This is a genomic window from Floccifex sp. (assembly GCF_051873495.1).
Classification (GTDB): Bacteria; Bacillota_I; Bacilli_A; order Erysipelotrichales; family Erysipelotrichaceae; genus Floccifex.
The window spans coordinates 1-22088 of the sequence record NZ_JBJEEX010000141.1 but is presented as its reverse complement, the minus strand read 5'-3'; the positions used below and the strand labels follow the sequence as shown (position 1 = coordinate 22088).

15 protein-coding genes and 1 other annotated feature are annotated in these 22088 nt (G+C 30.7%); of the genes, 13 read left to right on the top strand and 2 right to left on the bottom strand.

Annotation, left to right across the window (positions count from 1 at the left end):
* Positions 1 to 88 precede the first annotated feature (88 nt).
* Positions 89 to 1612, top strand: a complete 1524-nt coding sequence (gene cls / locus ACI313_RS09450) for a cardiolipin synthase (protein WP_439755865.1) — start codon at positions 89 to 91, stop codon at positions 1610 to 1612.
* 40 nt (positions 1613 to 1652) lie between these two features.
* Here cls and fumC read toward each other — a convergent pair whose 3' ends face one another.
* The gene (fumC, locus tag ACI313_RS09445) at positions 1653 to 3023 is read right to left on the bottom strand and encodes a class II fumarate hydratase (RefSeq protein ID WP_320608360.1); all 1371 of its coding nucleotides are present in this window, start codon (positions 3021 to 3023) and stop codon (positions 1653 to 1655) included.
* A gap of 104 nt (positions 3024 to 3127) precedes the next feature.
* Between fumC and pulA the strand changes: the two genes are divergently transcribed.
* The 6 genes from pulA (at position 3128) to asnS (ending at position 12289) form a co-directional block, all read left to right on the top strand.
* Positions 3128 to 5227 carry a type I pullulanase gene (gene pulA / locus ACI313_RS09440; RefSeq protein WP_320608359.1) on the top strand — a complete coding sequence of 700 codons (2100 nt, stop codon included), beginning with the start codon at positions 3128 to 3130 and terminating at the stop codon, positions 5225 to 5227.
* A gap of 56 nt (positions 5228 to 5283) precedes the next feature.
* Positions 5284 to 6795, top strand: a complete 1512-nt coding sequence (locus tag ACI313_RS09435) for an IMP dehydrogenase (protein WP_320608358.1) — start codon at positions 5284 to 5286, stop codon at positions 6793 to 6795.
* A 100-nt stretch (positions 6796 to 6895) separates the two neighbouring features.
* Positions 6896 to 7990 (top strand): anaerobic ribonucleoside-triphosphate reductase activating protein, encoded by a 1095-nt coding sequence (locus ACI313_RS09430; protein ID WP_439755864.1) that lies wholly within the window; start codon positions 6896 to 6898, stop codon positions 7988 to 7990.
* A 1-nt stretch (position 7991) separates the two neighbouring features.
* Positions 7992 to 10013: a ribonucleoside triphosphate reductase gene (locus ACI313_RS09425; RefSeq protein WP_439755863.1), complete on the top strand. Its 2022-nt coding sequence runs from the start codon at positions 7992 to 7994 to the stop codon at positions 10011 to 10013.
* A 72-nt stretch (positions 10014 to 10085) separates the two neighbouring features.
* Positions 10086 to 10715: a redox-sensing transcriptional repressor Rex gene (locus ACI313_RS09420; protein ID WP_320608355.1), complete on the top strand. Its 630-nt coding sequence runs from the start codon at positions 10086 to 10088 to the stop codon at positions 10713 to 10715.
* Positions 10698 to 10901, top strand: a binding site (T-box leader). (Overlaps the previous gene by 18 nt.)
* A 32-nt stretch (positions 10902 to 10933) precedes the next feature.
* Positions 10934 to 12289, top strand: coding sequence for an asparagine--tRNA ligase (asnS, locus tag ACI313_RS09415; RefSeq protein WP_320608354.1), 1356 nt, complete (start codon positions 10934 to 10936; stop codon positions 12287 to 12289).
* Between the two features lie 10 nt (positions 12290 to 12299).
* On the opposite strand, the gene ACI313_RS09410 is transcribed toward asnS, so the two are convergent.
* Complete coding sequence (locus ACI313_RS09410; protein WP_439755862.1) at positions 12300 to 13259, bottom strand: S66 family peptidase; 960 nt, start codon at positions 13257 to 13259, stop codon at positions 12300 to 12302.
* 75 nt (positions 13260 to 13334) lie between these two features.
* Between ACI313_RS09410 and ACI313_RS09405 the strand changes: the two genes are divergently transcribed.
* The 6 genes from ACI313_RS09405 to ACI313_RS09380 all read left to right on the top strand — a co-directional run bounded on the left by ACI313_RS09405 (position 13335) and on the right by ACI313_RS09380 (position 22055).
* A complete protein-coding gene (locus ACI313_RS09405; RefSeq protein ID WP_320608352.1) occupies positions 13335 to 14639 on the top strand; it encodes a hypothetical protein in 1305 nt (434 codons plus the stop codon).
* 14 nt (positions 14640 to 14653) lie between these two features.
* Complete coding sequence (locus ACI313_RS09400; RefSeq protein WP_320608351.1) at positions 14654 to 16507, top strand: ABC-F family ATP-binding cassette domain-containing protein; 1854 nt, start codon at positions 14654 to 14656, stop codon at positions 16505 to 16507.
* A gap of 79 nt (positions 16508 to 16586) precedes the next feature.
* Complete coding sequence (locus ACI313_RS09395) at positions 16587 to 18248, top strand: diphosphate--fructose-6-phosphate 1-phosphotransferase (protein ID WP_439755861.1); 1662 nt, start codon at positions 16587 to 16589, stop codon at positions 18246 to 18248.
* A gap of 131 nt (positions 18249 to 18379) precedes the next feature.
* Entirely contained in the window at positions 18380 to 19075 is a 696-nt protein-coding gene (locus ACI313_RS09390) for a response regulator transcription factor (protein ID WP_320608349.1), read from the top strand.
* A 4-nt stretch (positions 19076 to 19079) separates the two neighbouring features.
* On the top strand, positions 19080 to 21182 hold the full coding sequence (locus ACI313_RS09385; protein ID WP_320608348.1) for a sensor histidine kinase: 2103 nt from the start codon (positions 19080 to 19082) through the stop codon (positions 21180 to 21182).
* 51 nt (positions 21183 to 21233) lie between these two features.
* The gene (locus ACI313_RS09380; RefSeq protein WP_439755860.1) at positions 21234 to 22055 is read left to right on the top strand and encodes an MBL fold metallo-hydrolase; all 822 of its coding nucleotides are present in this window, start codon (positions 21234 to 21236) and stop codon (positions 22053 to 22055) included.
* The last annotated feature ends 33 nt before the right edge of the window (positions 22056 to 22088 follow it).

The window sequence follows — 22088 nt, the reverse complement described above, 5'->3', positions numbered from 1 at the left end:
GAAAATAGTTGGGCTTGCCCCTGCGAACATAGCACGTTGCCGGATCCTTTTTTTTGCGTTTTTTTATCTTGTTTGTTATAGTTTTTATATGAATATTAAAAAGTTAGTTAAATCCAAAATATTTTATATTGCGCTTGCGATTATTTTACAATGTATCTTTATCTTTTTTACTGTATACTATTTTTCATCAAAGTATTTTTTTGTTTCTATTTTATTAATGTTGTTTAGTGTTTGTACATGTATTTATGTTATAAATAGTGATACGAATTCTAGTTCTAAATTACTATGGGTATTTGTCATTATGATGTTTCCTATTATGGGTTGTATTTTATATTTACTTTTTGGAGGGAAAAAAATTCCTAAAGAGCTTACTGTTCAAGATAGACAAGCATTAAATGATTATAAAAGATATATCCAACAAAATCAGATTACACTAAAAGATAGTAACGATTTACTTCTACATCGTATGGCCTTAATGGCCTGGAATAATGGTTATTTTCCTCTTTATTCAAATTGTCAAACCCAATATTTTTCTACAGGTGAACAGCAATACAATGCGATGATTCATGAATTATTAAAAGCTAAAGATTTTATTTTTATTGAATTTTTTATTATCAATAAAAGCGTTATGTGGGATACAATTCTTCAAATCTTGCTTGATAAAGTTCAAGAAGGAGTCGATGTTCGCTTGATTTATGATGATTTCGGATCTCTTGTATTTTTTGAAACTGATTATAGTAAATGGCTGAATGATAGAGGAATTAAAACGCATGTATTTAATCAAATTAAACCGCAAATTGAAATTCAGATGAATAACCGTGATCATCGTAAAATAATTGTGATTGATGGGGAAATTGGTTTTACAGGTGGATGTAATATAAGCGATGAATACATTAATACAAAAAAACGATTTGGATATTGGAAAGATATGGGATTAATGGTTAAAGGACCTTGTGTTGAAACTATGACGGTATCTTTTCTTCAGATATGGAACTATCAAGCATCAATTAAGACAGATTACAATGATTTCGTATTACCGAATTCTTGTTTTTCATATGAGAAAAATGGTTTTGTTTTACCTTTCTTCGATTCTCCTACGGATGATAAATTTGTTGGAAAAAATATGCACTTAAATATGCTTAATAACTCTTCACGATATTTTTGGATTACGACACCGTATTTAATTCTTGATAGTGATATGGTATCTGCTCTTGATTTAGCAGTTGATAATGGTGTTGATGTTCGAATTATAGTTCCTGGTATCCCGGATAAACGTATGGTTTACGATGTTACTAAGGCAAATATTGATATACTTGTACGCAAAGGTGTTAAAATTTATGAATATACACCTGGATTTATTCACGGTAAAGTGTGTCTTAGTGATGATCGCAATGCTTTAGTTGGTACTGTTAACATGGATTTTCGTTCGTATTATTTACATTATGAATGTGGTATTTGGATGCGGGATACTAATTGTATTGAAGACATTAAACAAGATTTTAAACAAATCTTTAAATCAAGTCATCTTGTCACTTTAGAAGAATGTAATAATGTAAATCCTGTAATTCGTATTTATCGTTCGATACTAAAGATATTTAGTCCATTATTATAAAAGGAAAGAACATAAAATGACATTCTTTCCTTTTTTTTTATTAGATTGTTATCATATTTTCAGGTTTAACATATTTGTCAAATTCTTCTTCTGTTAAATAATTTAACGCTAATATTGCTTCTTTTAATGTTAAATTATTTTTGTATGCGTATTGGCTTGCTTCACCAGCTTTTTCATATCCAATGATTGGATTTAAACAAGTAACTAGCATTAATGAATTATTTAAATTCTCGTCGATTACTTCTTTGTTTGGTTTTAATCCATTTAAGCAATGAATTGTGAAAGAATGTATGGCATCAGCTAACAATTGAATGCTTTGATCTAAGTTATAGGCAATTAAAGGCATAAAAACATTTAATTCAAAGTTACCTTGACTTGCAGCAAATCCAATAGCTGCATCATTTCCCATAACTTGAACAGCTACCATAGTTAAAGCTTCACATTGAGTTGGATTCACTTTTCCTGGCATGATGCTACTTCCTGGTTCATTACTTGGAATTATTATTTCACCAATACCGCATCTAGGGCCGGAAGCTAACCAGCGAATATCGTTGGCAATTTTCATACAGTTGCATGCAAGTCCTTTTAATGCTCCAGATACAAAAGTACAAGCGTCTTTGCTTGTTAAGGCATGGAATTTATTATTGTCCGGTTTAAAAGGTAAGTTTGTTTTCGAAGCAATAATGGAGCAACAAACTTCATCAAAACCTTTTGGACAGTTTATTCCAGTTCCTACCGCAGTAGCACCACAAGCAAGTTCATACACAAATTCTAAACTTGAAAGAATTTGTTTTTTAGAATGTTCTAACATAGAACGATATCCACTTAATTCTTGAGATAAATAGAGTGGTGTTGCATCTTGAAGATGTGTACGCCCTATTTTTATAATACCTTCATTTTCTTTTTCAAGTCGCTTAATTGTTTCAATGCATTCATCAATAGAAGGTAATAACTCAGCAGTAATTTTGGTCGCAATCATAATATGCAAAGCTGCGGGAAAAGTATCATTTGAACTTTGACTTTTATTGACAGTGTCATTTGGATGAAGAATTTCTTTTTCAGCGTATTCGTTTCCAATCATAGAAATAACTTCATTTAAATTCATATTCGTTTGTGTTCCTGATCCTGTTTGCCAAACACGAAGAGGAAACTGATCAAGATAATTTCCGTTTTGAATTTCTTGGCAAACATGGACAATAGCATCACATTGCTCTTCTGTAATTTTATTAAAGTGATGATTTGCTGAAGCACACGATTCTTTTAAAAGCGCAAAACTTTTTATGATGGATACTGGCATTGTTTCCGTTCCAATTTTAAAGTTTTCTAAACTTCTTTGTGTTTGACTTTTCCAATATTTTGAGTCATCTACTTCGATTTCACCTAAGCAATCTTTTTCAATTCTTGTTGACATGAACAGTTCTCCTTTAGATATAAAATAGTGTATCATTTTTTTGAACATTTGTCTGAATATGTTAAAATTAAAACAAGAAAAAATGAAGTAGAGAGGAGAGCTTTGTGCGAAGAATTAATGCATATGAAGCCTATTTAGATGACTATGACTATATTGTCGTCTACATGAAAAAGAATTTTTATAATGGAAGAAGCAATTCATTTTATTTAAAAGATCAAGACGATAATATTATTCCTTTAACGATTCGTTATAAAGATTCATACAATGACTACACTAAGTATAAATTATTGATTAATGCTCCGATAACAATCGGAAATGAATACTATGTTGTGAATGAATATGGACGAAGTGTTTTATGTAAATATGGTCATATTGTAAAAACTTCAAAATTTTATGAAGATTATTATTATCCAGGAAATGATTTAGGCTTAACTTATACAAAAACAAAATCAATATTTAAATTATGGGCACCTGTTGCTTTGAAAACAAGAGTTCACATTTGGAATGACGAAGAAGACAAAATAATTAGTATGAATCGTGATTCCAACGGTATTTTTTCATGTGAAATTGATGGAAATTTGTTAGGAAGTAAATATACTTATTTAGTTCGTGTTAATGGAGAGTGGAATGAAGTTTGTGATCCTTATTCATCGTTTAGTGGTCCAAATATTCATTATAGTGTTGTAGAAGATATTGAAAATCTTCATATGCCAGAAAAAATAAAAACAGAACGCTTGGAATCGTATTGTGATGCCATTATTTATGAAGCGAGTATTCGTGATATGACGAGTCAAAAAAGAATTGGAGTCCATTATCCGAAAACATACTATGGCTTTGTCGAAGAAAATGAGATTACTCAAAAGAAACTAACAGGTTTTTCTTATCTTAAATCACTTGGAATAACACATGTCCAATTGATGCCAGTGTTATATTTTGGAAGTACGAATGATCTTCATCCGGAATTGAACTATAACTGGGGATATGATCCTATGCATCCTAGAGTTATGGAAGGAAGTTATTCATCGCATCCTGAAAATTGTCAGGAAAGAATTCTAGAATTTGCGAATCTAGTACAAGAGTGTCATAAAAACAATATAAAAGTAAATTTGGATGTTGTCTTTAATCATGTGTATGAAAAAGAGACATTTATATTGGATAAAATTGTACCGAATTATTATTTTTTAATGGATAGAGAAGGTAATTTTAGTAACGGTAGTTTCTGTGGAAATGATATTGATATGGTTGCTCCTATGTCAAAAAAATATTTCTTAGATACGATTGAAAGACTTATAAGATGGTTTGATATAGATGGTTTGCGATTTGATTTAATGGGTGTATTAGATGTTAAATTCATGAATGAAGTTGAACGGTTGTGTCATAATATTAAACCAGATTTCATGATTTATGGAGAAGGATGGAACATGCCAAGTTTTGTTCCAGAATACATGAGAGCATCACAAAATAATCAAGATAAAATGCCTCGTATAGCTCTTTTTTCGGATCGTTTTCGTGAGGTTATTAAAGGTTCAAATGGTGATTTAAATCAAAAAGGGTTTATTCAAGGATCTAATAATGAATTAGACAATGTGAAAAATTGTTTGGCCGCTTCTTGTTTAGATTATTTCTTTGATTCACCAGAAAAAGTAATCAACTATGTAGAATGTCATGATAATCATACGCTTTGGGATAAATTAAGAATTAGTTGTTTTCATGAAGACGAACAAACACAAAAGAAACGTCAAATACTTGGAAATGCGATGTGTTTGTTAGCTCAAGGAATTCCTTTTTTACATTCTGGACAAGAATTTTGCCGTACTAAAAAAGGTGTAGATAATTCATATTGTCGTAACGATTCTATAAACTTGATTGATTATAATTTGCGTAATAAAAACATGGATGTCGTTGAGGCAACAAAAAAATTAATTCAAATTCGAAAGACTCATCCTTGTTTTAGATTAAGAACGCAATTAGAATGTCAAAACAATTTATTCGTCTCGTATATATTAAAGGATGTCATTGTTTATAATACACGAAAAGATATGGATCACTGTATTGTGTTCTTTAATCCTAGTAATGTTCAACATGAATATACACTAGACCGTGAGGCTACAATCTTATTTGATAGTGAAAATCAAAACGATAGTACAACCACAATTGTACAAATTCCTCCTGTTAGTGTAGTTGTCGCTTGTTTTAAATATTAACTTGACTAAAAAAATTCGAAGCATATAATAAAAATAATTATATATAGGAGGACGTCATGGCTATTATTTTAGAAGAACCATCAAGAACATTTAGTGAGTATTTATTAATTCCTGGATACACATCTGAAGATTGTGTACCTGAAAAAGTGAGCTTAAAGACACCGTTGGTAAAATTTAAAAAAGGTGAAGAACCTGCATTATCAATGAATATTCCAATGGTATCTGCCATTATGCAATCAGTAAGTGGACCTGAATTAGCATGTGCTTTGGCACGTGAAGGTGGAGTTTCGTTTATTTATGGATCTCAATCTATTGCTTCACAAGCAAGAATGGTTGCACAAGTAAAACAGACAAAGGCAGGATTTGTTCCAAGTGATTCAAACATTTCACCTGAAGCTACGCTAGCTGATGTATTAATGTTAAAAGAGAAAACAGGACATGCGACAATGGCAGTCACTGATAACGGACAAGAAGATGGAAAACTTGTTGGTATCGTTACAAGCCGTGATTATCGTGTATCTCGAATGGATTTATCGACAAAAGTAAAAGAATTTATGACTCCATATGAAAAATTAATTGTTGGAGATGCGAATATTTCTTTAACTGAAGCTAATGATATTATTTGGGAACATAAGTTAAATCAACTTCCTATTGTTGATGAACAACAACACTTAGTGGCATTTGTATTCCGTAAGGATTATGAGTCACATAAAGATCATCCATTAGAATTATTAGATGAACAGAAACGTTATATTGTTGGTGCTGGAATTAATACACGTGATTATGAAAAACGTGTACCTGCTTTAATTGAAGCAGGAGCTGATGTTTTATGTATTGATTCTTCTGAAGGGTATTCATGTTGGCAAGCAAATACAATTAAATGGATTCGTGATAACTATGGGGACAGTGTAAAAGTTGGTGCTGGAAACGTTGTAGATGGAGAAGGATTTAGATTCCTTGCGGAAGCAGGGGCTGATTTCATTAAAATTGGAATCGGTGGTGGTTCTATTTGTATCACACGTGAACAAAAAGGTATTGGACGTGGGCAAGCAACTGCTACATTAGATGTTGCTAAAGCTCGTGATCAATACTATGAAGAAACTGGTGTATATATTCCAATTTGTTCTGATGGTGGAATTGTTCATGATTACCATATAACATTGGCCTTAGCATTTGGAGCTGACTTTGTTATGCTTGGTCGCTATTTTGCACGTTTCAAAGAAGCACCAAATAAATTGGTAACAGTAAACGGAAACTATATGAAAGAGTATTGGGGAGAAGGTTCTGCTCGTGCTCGTAACTGGCAACGCTATGATGTTGGTGGCGATGGAAAAATGTCGTTTGTAGAAGGTGTTGATTCATATGTACCTTATGCAGGGGCTTTGAAAGATAATGTAGCTATGACGCTTTCAAAAGTTCGTCATACAATGTGTAACTGTGGATGTATGTCAATCCCAGAACTACAAAAGAACGCAAAAGTTACGCTTGTTTCTTCAACTAGTATCGTTGAAGGAGGAGCTCACGATGTGGTTGTTCGTGATCAAAATTTTGATGCAAGAGTAAAATAGAATATTTTAAAATCAAAGCTAGATGAAACTAAAATCATTTAGCTTTTTTATATTATTTTGGAATGTTGTCCTAGGAAATAAAGAATGATAAAATAATCGCATGAAAAATGATTTATTTATGGATTCAAGTATTTTGTATCGAACAACACAAAAGTACTTTGACAAAGAACTTTCACAATATCAATTGACATATGCCCAACTTCCGGTATTGATTATGGTTTATGAAAATGAAGGTATTTCGATGCAGGAAATAGCTTTACAGGGATTATATGATAAAGGAACAATTACTAAGAACGTTCAAAAGCTCGAATTATTAGGATATTTAAGTGTTGTGAATTCAAATAAAGATAAAAGATCAAAAGAATTATATACGACATCTAAAGCAAAAGAAGTTATGTCTTATGTTTATGAAGTTCGTAGAGATTGGTGGAAACAACTAAATGCGAATATGACAAATGAAGATATTGAACGGTTTTCAAATTATTTTGTGATTGTAGCTCAAAATGCGAAATCTTTAATTGATTACCAAAATACAAACGTGAAATTCTATGCCCATCAAAAAGTGAATTTAAATATGTATCCCAATCAGATAGCTACCATTTTTTATACTGGTGGATGTAATTTTAAGTGCAAATATTGTCAAAATCCAGAACTTGTGTTTCTAAAACAAAATATTTGTCAGCTAGAAGAAGAACAAATATATTCTTTTTTAGAAAAAAGAGTGAATACTATAGATGCTATTTGTATAGCAGGAGGAGAACCATGCATGCATGAAAATCTAAGTGATTTTTTGTGGTATGGCAAATCATTGGGGTATAAAATGTGTGTTAAAACCAATGGAAGCTATCCAAGTGTTTTGGCATCTTGGATTGAGGAAAACTTATTAGACTACGTAATTGTAAATGTTAAAAATTCTAAAAAACAATATAATGAAACAATCGGTTTAAATGAATTTAATATTGATAATATTGATAAAACAATTCACTATCTTAAACAAAAAAATGTGCCATTTTATTATGACATAATCTTACTTAAAGAACTTCACACTAAACAAGATGTATTGGAAATGGCAAAATGGCTACAATCAGATGTGAAGTGTCGGCTTCATTTTCAAAACTTTGATCAAGAACAAAGAGATGAGTTTTTTGATTTATTCAGAAAATATTGTCCAAATACAGAAATAGAGGAAATATAAGATGATATCAGTTGAAAAAAGAGATGGAACACTGGTTAAATTAGATATCAATAAAATATATAATGCCATTGATAAAGCATTTCAATCCGTACCCGTTGAAACAGATTCAAATATTATTGATTTTTTAGTATTAAAAGTAACAGCTGACTTTCAGTCTAAAGTAAATGACGGGGTAATATCCGTTGAAGATATTCAAGATAGTGTTGAAAAAGTGTTATCACAGGCAGGATATACAGAAGTTTCTAAATCATATATTTTATATCGCAAACAAAGAGAAAATCTTCGTCAGTTAAAAAACAGTAACGATCAATATATTTCTATTATTGACTCATATATAAATGATGTGAATTGGCGTAATACAGAAAATTCTATGGATTCCTATTCAGTAGGAGGGTTAGTGTCAAGTAATTCGGGAGCTTTAACGACGAATTATTGGTTGAATCATGTATACGATCAAGAAATATCAAAAGCGCATTTGAATGGGGATATTCATATTCATGATCTTGACATGTTGACAGGCGATTGTGCGGGTTGGTCAATTCATCAAATTATTAATGGAGGACTGAAAAGTGTAGCCCGCAATATTTACTCTAAACCGGCTCGCCACTTATCTACTATTTGTAATCAGATAGTGAATTTTATAAGTGTCGTACAAAATGAATGGGCAGGGGCACAAAGTTTAATTCGTTTTGATACATATCTTGCTCCATTTGTTAAGATTGATCACTTATTATATGGAGATGTGTATAAATGCATGGAAAGTTTCATTTATGGAATTAATATGCCAAGTCGTAGAGGGTCAACGATTCCTTTCACAAATATAATTTTAGATTGGACTGTACCTTCTGAAATGAAAGACATTGAAGTTGAAATCCAAAATAAGAAACAAGGATTTACATATGGTGAATGTCAAGAAGAAATGAATTTGATTAATCAAGCTTTAATGGAAATCTTTTTAAAAGCAGAAGATAATGAACGAGGATTTCAATTTCCAATTCCAACGATTCGTATTCAATCTGACTTTGATTATGAAAATGGTAAACATACCCAGTTTTTATTTGAGTTAAGTGGCAAATATGGTCTACCTCATTTTGTGAATGCGAAACAAAATAGAATAAAGAGAAGTGAAGAGTTTACATTTGATGAACATATTTTAGCCATAAAAGAAGGTGGATACTTTGGGTATGGCGAAAATATGGGAAGTATTGGATCAGTTACATTAAATTTAGCTAGAATTGCTGAAGAACAGAAAAATGAACAGGATTTCTTTGATAAACTGACATATATTTTAAATTTAGCTTGTCGTTCTCTACATGTTAAAAGACAAGTATTAAATCAACTTCTTGATAATGGATTGTATCCTTATACAAAACAATATATTTCATCTTTTGATCATCATTTCTCAACAATTGGTATTATTGGAATGCAAGAAATGTGTCAATTTGCTTGTTGGATAAATGGTGATTTGATGAGTGATGAAGGAATTGATTTTTCAAAGAAGGTATTTCATTTTATAAAAAAACAATTGCTTGAGTATCAAGAACAATATCATGAGCCGTTTAATTTAGAAGCAACACCTGCAGAAGGTGTCTCATATCGTTTTGCGAAACTTGATAAAGAGTTTTTACATAAATTATATTATACTAATTCATCAAATTGTCCTGTTGATGCAATGGATGATGTATTTGAGGCTTTAGATGTTCAACAACAGTTACAACAGGAATATACAGCTGGAACGATATTTAATATTTATTTGAATAAACCTATTTCTTCTAGCAATAATGCGAAAAATTTAATTCGAACTATTTGTCACAATTATGATATTCCTTGTTTCACGATTACGCCAACATACTCATATTGTCTTGAACATGGTTACATAAGTGGTGAACATGAGACTTGTCCATATTGTGGGAAGCCAAGTGAAATTTATTCAAAAGTTACTGGATATATTCGTTGTTTAGATGAATGGAATGATGGAAAAAAACAAGAATATGAAGATCGAAAATTGTTCATCGTTGAATAACTTGTGAATTTTTTAATTATTTCACTTGATAATTTTTCACAAAGGCTCTATTATGTAAAGAGAGGGTAAAAAATGAAAAATGTACCAAAAGCTACTTTACAAAGATATCCAATTTATTTAAAAGCATTAAATCGATTAGACAAAAATGGTATTGAACGAGTTATGTCTAAAGAATTAGCGGCAATGGTTGATATTGAACCAACGACAATTCGTCGAGATTTTTCTTTTTTAGGTAATTTAGGAAAACAAGGATATGGATATAATGTAAAGAAATTAATTGAAATTTTTAATAAACAATTAGGTGTTAACTTTGATGAAAAAATTATTTTAGTGGGAGCTGGTAATTTAGGTAGTGCCTTATTGAACTACAACAAATGGGATTATGTCGTAGGTGAAATTACTTGTGGTTTTGATGCTGATCAAAGCAAATGTGGATCTCATTTTGGAGTAGAAATTTATCCTATGGATGAATTAGAAAATAAAATTCCTAAAGGATGTCACATTGCCATTTTAACTATTTCACATGACATACAAGAAACAGTTAATCGTTTGGTGGAATGTGGTATTACCGGAATTGTAGATTTCACACATCAGCATTTTTCAGCTCCAAAAGGGGTTGTCATTAAAGCGGTTGATGTGGTATCATCAATTCAAGAATTAGTTTTTACGACAAATTCTATGAATCAAAAAGCAATGAAGTAGAAAGCCATTATTGGATTTTTAAGAGAGCTTGTGGTTGGTGGAAACAAGCAATGAAAATAAATGGACAACAGCTACTTGGCTAAACTGGAGAAATTAAGTAGACAGTTTCGTATGGTGCGTTAAACCGATTGAGTCGTTTCTTATCGAAAAAATAGGATGGTACCGCGGTTAATAATCGTTCCTTGGAGGGACGATTTTTTTATTGTCAGGAGGAAATTATGTTAGTTAAGAAATTAAAAGAAACTTATGAATCAATGAATAACGAAAAAGTAGTTTTACAAGGATGGGTTCGTACAAATCGTAATTCAAAAGCCGTTGGTTTTATTGAATTAAATGATGGAACAACTTTTTCAAATGTACAAGTTGTATATGAAAGTCAATTAGAAAATTTTACAGAAGTATCAAAAATCACTTTAGGATCGGCTATTGAAGTAGAAGGTATTTTAGTTTTAACACCAAATGGAAAACAGCCATTTGAAATTCAAGCTAAAGCCATTACTGTTTTAGGATTAAGTGATCATGACTATCCACTTCAAAAGAAAAGACACAGTTTTGAATACATGAGAGAAATTCCTCATGTTCGTCCTCGTGCAAATACATATTATGCGATGTTCCGTCTTCGTTCTGTATTAAGTATGGCCATTCATACTTTCTTCCAATCAAGAGGATTTGTTTATGTACATACACCTGAAATTACAGGAAATGATGCGGAAGGAGCAGGGGAATGTTTTACTGTTACTTGCCGTAAAGATGATAACTATGAAAAAGATTTCTTTGGTAAACATGCTCAACTGACTGTTTCAGGACAGTTACATGTTGAACCATTCGCATTGGCTTATCGTAACGTGTATACATTTGGTCCTACTTTCCGTGCTGAAAACTCAAATACAACAAGACATGCTTCTGAATTCTGGATGATTGAACCTGAAATGGCTTTTGCGGATTTAAGTGATGATATGGATTGTATTGAAGAAATGATTAAATATTGTATTCAATATTGTTTAGAAAACGCATCAGAAGAAATGGAATTCTTTGCGAAAATGATTGATAAAGATTGTATTAATCGTGTCACAAAAGTTATGAATTCTCATTTCAAACGTATGACATATACAGAAGCAATTTCACACTTAGAAAAAGCTAAAGATCAATTCGAAAATCAAGATATTTTCTGGGGAATGGATTTACAAAGTGAACATGAACGATATATTTGTGAAAAAGTCGTTAATGGACCTGTATTCTTAACAGATTATCCAAAAGATATTAAGGCATTCTATATGCGTGTCAATGATGACAATAAAACGGTTGCAGCATGTGATTTATTAGTTCCTTATGTTGGTGAATTAGTTGGTGGTTCACAACGTGAAGAACGTTATGATGTCTTAGTAAATCGTATGAAAGAAATGGGAATGGAACAAGAAACATTGCAATGGTATTTAGATTTAAGACGCTTTGGAGGATGTAAACACTCTGGATTTGGTCTTGGATTTGATCGTATGTTAATGTATTTAAGTGGTGTACAAAATATTCGTGATGTACAACCATATCCACGAACTCCAAGAAATCTAGTATTCTAAAAAATCGAGGCTAGTCCTCGATTTTTATGTATCCTTTTTGATTATAAACTACGTGGGCTTTAGCACCATTAATCATAGTAAAAGATGGTTTGACATGACCTATATCGAATCGATAAATAACAGGTATATCTTGAATGGCTTGGGCAATGGCTTGTTGGTAAGAAAGTCCAACAAAACTTGATTCAAAGGCAACTTTTCCAATTAAAATCGCATTACAATTGGTAAACCATCCTGCGTTTTTAAATTGTGTTAAAGTAAGGTAAAGTGATTCAGCACTCATATTAAATACATCAAAATACCAAATCATATGATCAAATTGAGAAATAAATTCTTTGGTATGGTCAAATCTTGTACCTATAACATCTTTTAAACATTCAATACAACCACCAATAAGAGTTCCTGTACAATCGACTGGCCCATTAATAATAGTCCATTCATTTCTTAAATCAAAAGAATCAGAAAAAGATACTTTTTCACAATAGTCATATTGAATTTGTTTTACTTTTTTTCCTTTTAAAATATCAAAAAAAGAATATAAAGAAGGATGCATTTGGCCATTAAATCCCGACATATTACAAGGAGAATAAATAGTCTGAATATTTAAGTTTGTTGTTATGGTAAACAAAAGGCTTGTAGGATCACTGCTTCCAATAATCCATTTAGGATTGTTTTTGATTTTTTCATAGTCCAAAAAAGGAAGCATATCAAATAAAAAGTCTCCTCCCGAAGCAATGGCAATGGCCTTAACTTGGTTGTCTTCTATTAAGTCCATGAATTGCTTAGCTCGTTGTAGACTGGAACCACTTACCATTCCATTAGTATATACATTTTCAGTTTCTTTTATTGTAAATCCTTGTTTCTTGATATTATTTATACTATCAATGTATTTTTCTTTTTTATCAAGTATTCCACAGCTACTTGCGGTAATCCCTATGCAATCGGATTCATGTAAAAATTCAGGAATAATCATAATAACCTCCAATGAAAAAAGAATATCATACATCCTCTTATTTTTCTTGTCTTTTTTGTATATAATATAGTAGCTATGAAAAAAATAAATGAAAATAAAAGTAAACGACCTCGTACTTTGATTACGATTGTATTAGTGATTGCTATTATCGCAGTTGGAATTTTCTTATTTTTAAATCGTGTAACCGATGTAGATAAAATAGGAATGACATATAGTGAAGTCTTTGATCAAAAAGTTTTATCACAAAATGTGACAACAAAATTCAAACAAACATATCAATTAAAAGACTATACTGTTTATGGTGAAAATATGATGCTTTATGAGGATATGTATACCAATGAGAGTTCTGATAGTTTACTTGGAAAAAATGTATTATTAAAAAATATTGTAACGAACTCCGAATCTATTTTTAGTTTTGCAGGAGGAGTAGATTCTGGTATTAACTTAGCTGAACTTGATGAAGGGGTCTATGAAATTTATGTTTATGATCACTATAAACAAAAGCGTGTATATTTTTCAGATGAATTTGAATCGGATAAATTCACGACTATGCGTCGAAATGGAATGGTGAAAACAATAACGTTAAATACGAATCGTGATTTTTTGGATGATATTGGAATCAATTTAGAAAAGAACTATGCGTTTCTAGTTGTTATTGATAATACGCCATTATCAAGTGTTTATGATATTGTAATGGATCCATGTGGAAATACAATTGATATTTCATCTAATTCGATTGATTATGGATACGAAAATGATTCAATTCAAGAAGCCAATGAAAGTTATGAACTCGCTTTATTAGTAAAAGAAGAATTAGAAAAAGAGGGGTTGCGTGTTTTGATCACACGACAAAAAGATGAAGATAGTTCATATTATGGAAGTGATAGTCGCGTGGGAAAGGGATATGAATCACAGGCAAAAGTTTTTATTTCATTGGGAATGTGTGCCGATGATTCGATTGCTTATCCATATATTGTAACTTCACCTTATACTAATGGACTATTAGCTAATGAAATTGCTTATTATATGAAAGGACATAACGTAAATATGATGCCAGTTTCAAATGAAAGTCGTCTTCAAGAAGGGGTTTGTTTTGATACACTTTTAGAAGGAGAACAAGGGGATTCTTATATAGAATGGGAGGCTTATCCTCAGATTCGGGAATCTGGTGGTAAATCAACATTTGCGGGAAGAATTTCTATAGCTGCTGAAAATAAAATATATAGAGAATCAAATGGAATGTATGGGCTGTATTTTGCCTTTGCGAATATTAATTCTCAAGAAAGTATTGATTATTATTATGCGAATAAAGGAGTTATTGCTTCTACCTTAGCAAATGGAATTATGCAGTATTATAGAATACAAGGAAATGAACAATAATTCAGGGAGGTACTATGAAATTACAATTAAGTCATATAAAAAAATCATATGGTGCCCAGGATGTATTAGTTGATGCCAATTTACTAATCAAAGACCATGAAAAAGTAGCTTTAATTGGTCGTAATGGATGTGGAAAGAGTACATTGCTTAAAATTATTTGTGATCAAGAGTCTATGGATTCTGGTACGAAAACAGTGCCTAATGATGTTAAAATAGGATATTTATCACAAATTACTTTTTCTAATGAAGAAAATACTGTATATGAAGAATTGTTAACAGTATTTGAAAATGTAAGGTTATTAGAACAACAATTAAATGAACAAGCAAAAGTTCTTGAAACCAATGCAAATGAAAAAGAACTTGAAAAGTATTCTTCTTTGCAACATAAATTTGAGAGCATGAATGGATATAATTATGAAGTAGAATTAAAAAACGTATTTTTTAATTTTCGGTTTACCCAAGATGATTTAAATAAAAAATTATGTGAGTTTTCATCCGGGCAAAAAACACGTATTGCACTTGTAAAGTTATTGTTGACTAAACCAGATGTATTGTTGTTAGATGAACCAACAAACCATTTGGATTTACATTCAATTGAATGGCTTGAAAACTATATTCAACATTATCCTAGTGCTGTTATTTTAGTCAGTCACGATCGTATGTTTTTGGATCATGTGATTGATGAAGTGATTGAAATCGAATATGGAAAAACAACACGATATGTAGGAAATTATTCTCATTATATTAAAGCAAAAGAAGAATATTTAATTAAGAATCATGAAGCTTTTGTGAGACAGCAACAAGAAATTCAACGTTTAGAAGCGTTAATAGAAAAATTTCGTTATAAGAAAAACAAAGCAGCGTTTGCGAAATCTAAACAAAAATATTTAGATCGCATGGATAAAATTGAAGATAGTAAAAGTGATACTTCTCAAATGAGAGCAACTTTTACGTGTGCCCGTAAAGGTGGTAAACAAGTTTTAGAAGTGGATCATTTAAAAGTGGGATATGATCGTGCGTTAACGGAAGTGTCATTCACACTAAGACAACATGAACGCATGGGTATCGTTGGAAAAAATGGAATAGGTAAAAGTACATTTGTTAAGACTTTAGTTGGTGATTTAACGGCTATAGACGGTGAATATCAATATGGACATCAAATTGATGTTGGGTATTTTAACCAGGAGAGTGCACAAATGTCGAGTGAAAAGACTGTTTTAGATGAATTATGGGATGAAAACCCGGATGCCACGCAAACTGAAATTCGTAATACTTTAGCTAGTTTTTTATTCACAAAAGATGATGTATTCAAGGAAGTAAATAGCTTATCAGGTGGTGAAAAAGTTAGACTTGCACTTGCAAAGTTAATGATGGACCATGATAATTTTCTTATTTTGGATGAGCCTACCAATCACTTAGATATTCCAAGCAAAGAAGCATTAGAGTCGGCTTTAGAAAAATATGATGGAACAATTTTGTTTGTAAGTCATGATCGTATGTTTTTAAAGAAAATGGCAAATCGTATTTTAGATATGGACGAACAATCAAAAGTATATGATTTAACTTATGATGAGTATTGTTTGAAAAAAGAAAATAACACTTTAGAAGAAGTAGTACAAGAAAAAAAGGAATCTGTAAAAGTTTTCCAAGATATGAAGGCATTAAAGAATCGAGTTGTCAAATTAGAATCTTTACTGGAAGAAGCAGAAATGGATTTAGAGGCTTTAGAGGAATTGCGTTTTGAACCAGAGTATTATCAAGATTTTAGAAAAATGGAAGAATTAGAGTCTTTGATTGATGAAAAACACAATGAAATTAATGCTTATATGAAAGAATGGGAAGAAAAAATGCAACTTCTAGAGGGTTAACATGACTATTTACATTTTATGTAAAATGATTTAAAATTACTTTGTTAAAAGTATTATTAATAAGATAAAGGAGATAAAAATGAATCTTTCAGCACTTCAAAAAGCAAGATATGCATATGTTCCAAAATTACCTGGAATGTTAAGAAATGGAATTTCTGAAATTTGTGTAAAAGAAGGAGAACCTACACAAAGTGTAGCTGATCAAGAAAAAATCAAAGCTCTTTTCCCTAACACTTATGGAAAAAATGAAATTACTTTCCAAAAAGGAGAAAACACTTCAGTAGCCAAAAAACAAGTTGTAGGTGTTATTCTTTCTGGTGGACAAGCTCCAGGTGGACACAATGTTATCTGTGGTTTATATGATGCTTTAAAAGCAACAAATCCAGAAAATGTTCTTTATGGATTTAAAAAAGGTCCTAGTGGATTATTAGAAGATGATTATTTAATTTTCGATGATGAATACATTGATCAATATCGTAACACAGGTGGATTTGATATTATTGGTTCAGGTCGTACTAAGTTAGAAACAGAAGCACAATTCGCAGTTGCTGCTGAAGTTTGTAAAAAACACGGAATCACTGCTATCGTTATTATCGGTGGAGATGATTCAAATACAAATGCTGCTGTTTTAGCTGAATACTTTGCAGCTCATAACACAGGTGTACAAGTTATTGGTTGTCCGAAAACAATCGATGGTGACTTAAAGAATGAAGATATCGAATGTTCATTCGGATTTGACACTGCAACAAAAACTTATAGTGAAGTTATCGGTAACATCGAAAGAGATGCTAACTCTGCTAAAAAATATTGGCATTTCATCAAAGTAATGGGACGTTCTGCTAGTCACGTTGCATTGGAATGTGCATTAGAAACACAACCAAATATTTGTTTAATTTCAGAAGAAGTTGCGGCTAAGAAAATGTCTTTATCACAAATCGCTGATTATATCGCTGATTCTGTTGAAAAACGTGCTGCTAATGGAGATAACTTCGGTGTTGCTATTATTCCTGAAGGTGTAGTTGAATTTGTTCCTGAATTCTCAGTATTAATTTCTGAAATTAATGAATTATTAGCTGGAAGTAAAGCGGATGCATTTAATGAATTAGCTAGCTGGTCAGAAAAATATGCATTTATTGAAAAAGGTTTAACTAAAGAATCAATGGATGTATTCAAAATTCTTCCTCAAGGAATTCAACAACAATTATTCTTAGAAAGAGATCCACATGGAAACGTACAAGTTTCTTTAATTGAATCAGAAAAATTATTCTCTGCATTAGTTGCTGATAAATTAGAAGAAAGAAGAAAAGCAGGAACTTACAATGGTAAATTCAATGCATTACACCACTTCTTCGGATACGAAGGAAGATGTGCATTCCCATCTAACTTTGATGCTGATTACTGTTATTCTCTTGGATACAATGCGTTCATGTTAATTCAATATGGATACAATGGTTATTTATCAAAAGTATCTAATCTTTCTAAACCAGCTGAAGAATGGATTGCTGGTGGTATGCCAATCACTAAGATGATGAACATCGAAAGAAGACATGGAGAAGATAAACCAGTTATTAAAAAAGCTTTAGTTGAATTAGATGGTAAACCATTCAAATTCTTCGAAGCACACAGAGATGCATGGGCTGTTGAAACTGCATATACTTATCCTGGTGCAATCCAATATTATGGACCAACTGAAGTTTGTGATTTAACAACTCGTACTCTTGCCTTAGAAAAAGGTGAATAATCTTTAGATTAATGTCCTCGCAATTGTATTGTGAGGACTTTTTTTTTAAAACTTAATAAAATCTTTAGTATTTATTATGTCTAATATAAAGAATTTCATTCTAAAATAATGATGGAAAGGAAGTGGCATAAATGAACCATACTATTTTAGTTGTAGAAGATGAAAAAGGAATTAGAGAGACATTGTCAATTTTTCTAAAAAATCAAGGATATTCTGTTATTGAGGCTGAAAATGGAAAAGACGCGTTACAAAAGGTGAATGCTGATGTACATTTGGCTATCGTTGATATTATGATGCCGGAAATGGATGGAATCACTTTCACGGTTCAAGCAAGACAAATGTATGATTTTCCTATTATTTTCTTAAGTGCTAAAAGTGAAGATATTGATAAAATTAATGGATTGAATGTAGGAGGAGATGATTATGTCACTAAACCATTTGAAGTATCGGTTTTGATGGCGCGTGTTAATTCACATATTCGTCGTTATGAACAAATTATTCGCTTAAAAGAAACGACAACGAATGAACGAAAACTTGTAGTTCGTGGCTTGGAATTAAATCAAGATACAAAAGAAGTATTCGTAGATGGACGACAAATCCAATTAACAGCCAAAGAATATTATATCCTTGAATTGTTGATGTCTTATCCTGGAAAAATCTTTTCAGCTGAAGAAATATATGAAACAGTATGGAAGGAAGATGCCATTAGTACACAAACAATTATGGTACATATTCGTAAATTAAGAGAAAAAATAGAAGTGGATCCTAAAAATCCAGATTATATCAAAGTGGTATACGGAATTGGATATAAAATAGATCGAGGATAAAACTATGAAGAAAAAGAATATTTTCTCAATTGTTTTATATTCCTTTTTAATCATTGCTTCTATTATTATGGTTGCATTATTTCCTACAATGAATAATGTAGCCAAAGAAAAGAAAAATACCAATATTCCGTATGATTTTGAAGATGATTTGGTTTATTTCATTGTATACGAAGGAATGAAACTAGATGAAGACTATGTTCCTATTTCATTTGATGAATCGATTCAAGATCCAGAATTAATGGATTCTATTAATCGTAATTTCATGGCAGAAGCAAAAGATTATCATGATTATATAAAAGATGATGTATCTTTTTACTATTCAATTAAAAATGTTAAAACGAATCAAACAGACGCACACTTAGATAAAAACATTACTGGTGATATAGATCAATCTAATTTATTATTTTCTCGAACGAAAAGTGAAGATGGCTGGGAAATCTCTGGGAATGCGAATGAATATTATTCAAGTATCTATGATTTATTTGATGAAACTATGAATAATTTTTTATCAAGTCATGATTATACGGATGACTATGAATCATATTTAGATGCAAATGCTATTGATTTGTATTCATCTGTTTCATTGAATTTTCCTGAAAATTTAGCTATTCACATAGAAATTCCAAGTCAAATCAATGTTAATAGTGTTTTTTATAATTATGACATGTATTTCAGAGAAAGAATTTATTTCAGTTTTGTCGCAATTCTATATACTATTTTTACAATTATTTTAGCTTTAATTATTTTATTATTTCCTATGAAGTATCTAAATGAAATGCTTCCTTTTAAAATGGTAGATCGTATTCATTTTGAATTTTTATTTATTGGACTATGCGTTATGATTCCAATCATGATTGCAGGTACATTATACTTATCTTGTTTTACGGCATCGGGCGCACTTTTGAAATTATTCGACTCATATCATATTCCAGGTGTAAACTACTTGTTGTTGATTGGAAACGGAATTTGTTTCTTTATTACTTTATCATTGATTACTATTGCTTTATATATTGCTAAAGAACTATTATTTCATCCTGTCCAATATTTTAAGGAAAAAACATTTATTTGCCAGATTGCCAAATGGATTAATCGTAATATGAGTGCTTTGCTTCATGGTGATTTAAAATCAAATTATAGTATTAAATTATTAGGAGCTGTACTCATAAATTTAATATGTACTTGTATATTCTTGATGTTGGATGAATTTGGTGTCTTTTTGGCTGTTATTTTTAATGCATTATTGTTCTATTTTGGATTTAAAACATTGAAACAAATTCAAACAGATTACAATATTCTCTTAGAAAGTACAGAAAAATTAAAAAATGGTAAATTTGATCAGAAATTGGATCAAGACGTGCATATGTTTAATTCTTTAAAAGATTCATTTAATGGTATTTATGATGGATTTGAATTAGCAGTTCAAGAAGAAGCAAAATCACAGAATATGAAAGTTGAATTGATTTCCAATGTTTCTCATGATTTAAAGACACCTCTAACTTGTATTAAGAATTATATTGTTCTACTTCAAGATGATAATCTCGATGAAAAAACGAGAAAAGAATATTTAAATAACTTAAATAAATATTGTAATCGTATGAATATATTAATGACAGACTTAATGCAGTTATCTAAAATCAATAGTGGTAATATTGAATTGGAAATGACTAATTTAAATATTGTTTCACTATTAAATCAAGTTATATTTGAAAATGAGGAAGCTTTTAATGAAAAACAATTAATTGTTAAAAAGAATTTCGGTGATGAAGAAATAATGTTATATTTGGATTCAAATAAAACATATCGTTTATTTGAAAACTTATTAATAAATATTTCTAAGTACTCTTTGCCGGGTTCTCGTGTTTATCTTGAACTATATAACAATGATGATAATGTCCAAATTGTGTTTAAAAACATTTCTAAAGAAGAAATGAATTTTACAGAAGAAGAAATCGAAGAACGTTTTGTGAGAGGTGATAAATCACGTCATGAAACAGGATTTGGTCTTGGACTTGCCATAGTTAAGAGTTTTACGGAAATTCAGCATGGAACATTCAAAATTAATATTGAAGGGGACTTGTTTAAAACAACAGTAACATTTAAAAAATAACTTCAAAGCGAGTGGGTGTAATATTCACTCGTTTTGTGTTATCCTTAAACTATGAAAATTATTAATCTAATAGAAAACAGTGCCGGTGAACCTTTTTTATGTGAACATGGTTTATCAATTTATATTGAAACTGAAAACCATAAAATATTAGTTGATACTGGACAAAGTGATGCTTTTATTAAAAATGCTAAATTATTAAATATTGATTTAACACAAGTAGACTTAGTTTTTATTAGTCATGGACACTATGATCATGCTGGCGGATTATTGGCATTTCTTGAAATTAATTCGCAAGCACAGATATATATTCATAAAAATGCGAAAAGAAAATTTTATAGTTTAAATGGAGAAAAAGTTAAATATATTGGAATGAATCCTTTATTATTTGATAGTGATAGAATTCATTGGATTGATAAAATCCAAATTGATGAAATTTATACTTTTTCAAATGTAGACCATACAATTCTATGGCCCAAGAGTAATTTACGTTTAAAATATGATGATAATGGATTATTAAAACAAGATGATTTTTCTCATGAACAATATATAGTAATTGAACAAGATGATAAATTTATCTTAATTTCAGGGTGTGCACATAATGGAATTATCAACATAATGAAACGTTTTAAAGAAATATACAAAAGAGACCCCGATATTGTGATTTCTGGATTTCATTTAGTGCAAAGAAATTATACTCAACAAGATATTGATTGTATAAAAGAAATAGGAAATGAATTAAAGAATTATAAAACAATTTATTATACAGGACATTGCACGGGAGAGTATGCCTTTGATTTATTAAAAGAAATATTGGGAAACCAATTAGTGTATATGCATTCAGCAAGCATAATAAAAAGAGGCTGTAACAGTTAAATAGCCTGTACAAAAAAGGATAGCTGACTCAAT

Bases quoted from the DNA above. Each gene is read 5' to 3' on its own strand.
- cls (WP_439755865.1), top strand. From the start codon at position 89: ATGAATATTAAAAAGTTAGTTAAATCCAAAATATTTTATATTGCGCTT.
- fumC (WP_320608360.1), bottom strand. From the start codon at position 3,023: ATGTCAACAAGAATTGAAAAAGATTGCTTAGGTGAAATCGAAGTAGAT.
- ACI313_RS09435 (WP_320608358.1), top strand. From the start codon at position 5,284: ATGGCTATTATTTTAGAAGAACCATCAAGAACATTTAGTGAGTATTTA.
- ACI313_RS09430 (WP_439755864.1), top strand. From the start codon at position 6,896: ATGAAAAATGATTTATTTATGGATTCAAGTATTTTGTATCGAACAACA.
- ACI313_RS09425 (WP_439755863.1), top strand. From the start codon at position 7,992: ATGATATCAGTTGAAAAAAGAGATGGAACACTGGTTAAATTAGATATC.
- ACI313_RS09420 (WP_320608355.1), top strand. From the start codon at position 10,086: ATGAAAAATGTACCAAAAGCTACTTTACAAAGATATCCAATTTATTTA.
- asnS (WP_320608354.1), top strand. From the start codon at position 10,934: ATGTTAGTTAAGAAATTAAAAGAAACTTATGAATCAATGAATAACGAA.
- ACI313_RS09410 (WP_439755862.1), bottom strand. From the start codon at position 13,259: ATGATTATTCCTGAATTTTTACATGAATCCGATTGCATAGGGATTACC.
- ACI313_RS09405 (WP_320608352.1), top strand. From the start codon at position 13,335: ATGAAAAAAATAAATGAAAATAAAAGTAAACGACCTCGTACTTTGATT.
- ACI313_RS09400 (WP_320608351.1), top strand. From the start codon at position 14,654: ATGAAATTACAATTAAGTCATATAAAAAAATCATATGGTGCCCAGGAT.
- ACI313_RS09395 (WP_439755861.1), top strand. From the start codon at position 16,587: ATGAATCTTTCAGCACTTCAAAAAGCAAGATATGCATATGTTCCAAAA.
- ACI313_RS09390 (WP_320608349.1), top strand. From the start codon at position 18,380: ATGAACCATACTATTTTAGTTGTAGAAGATGAAAAAGGAATTAGAGAG.
- ACI313_RS09385 (WP_320608348.1), top strand. From the start codon at position 19,080: ATGAAGAAAAAGAATATTTTCTCAATTGTTTTATATTCCTTTTTAATC.
- ACI313_RS09380 (WP_439755860.1), top strand. From the start codon at position 21,234: ATGAAAATTATTAATCTAATAGAAAACAGTGCCGGTGAACCTTTTTTA.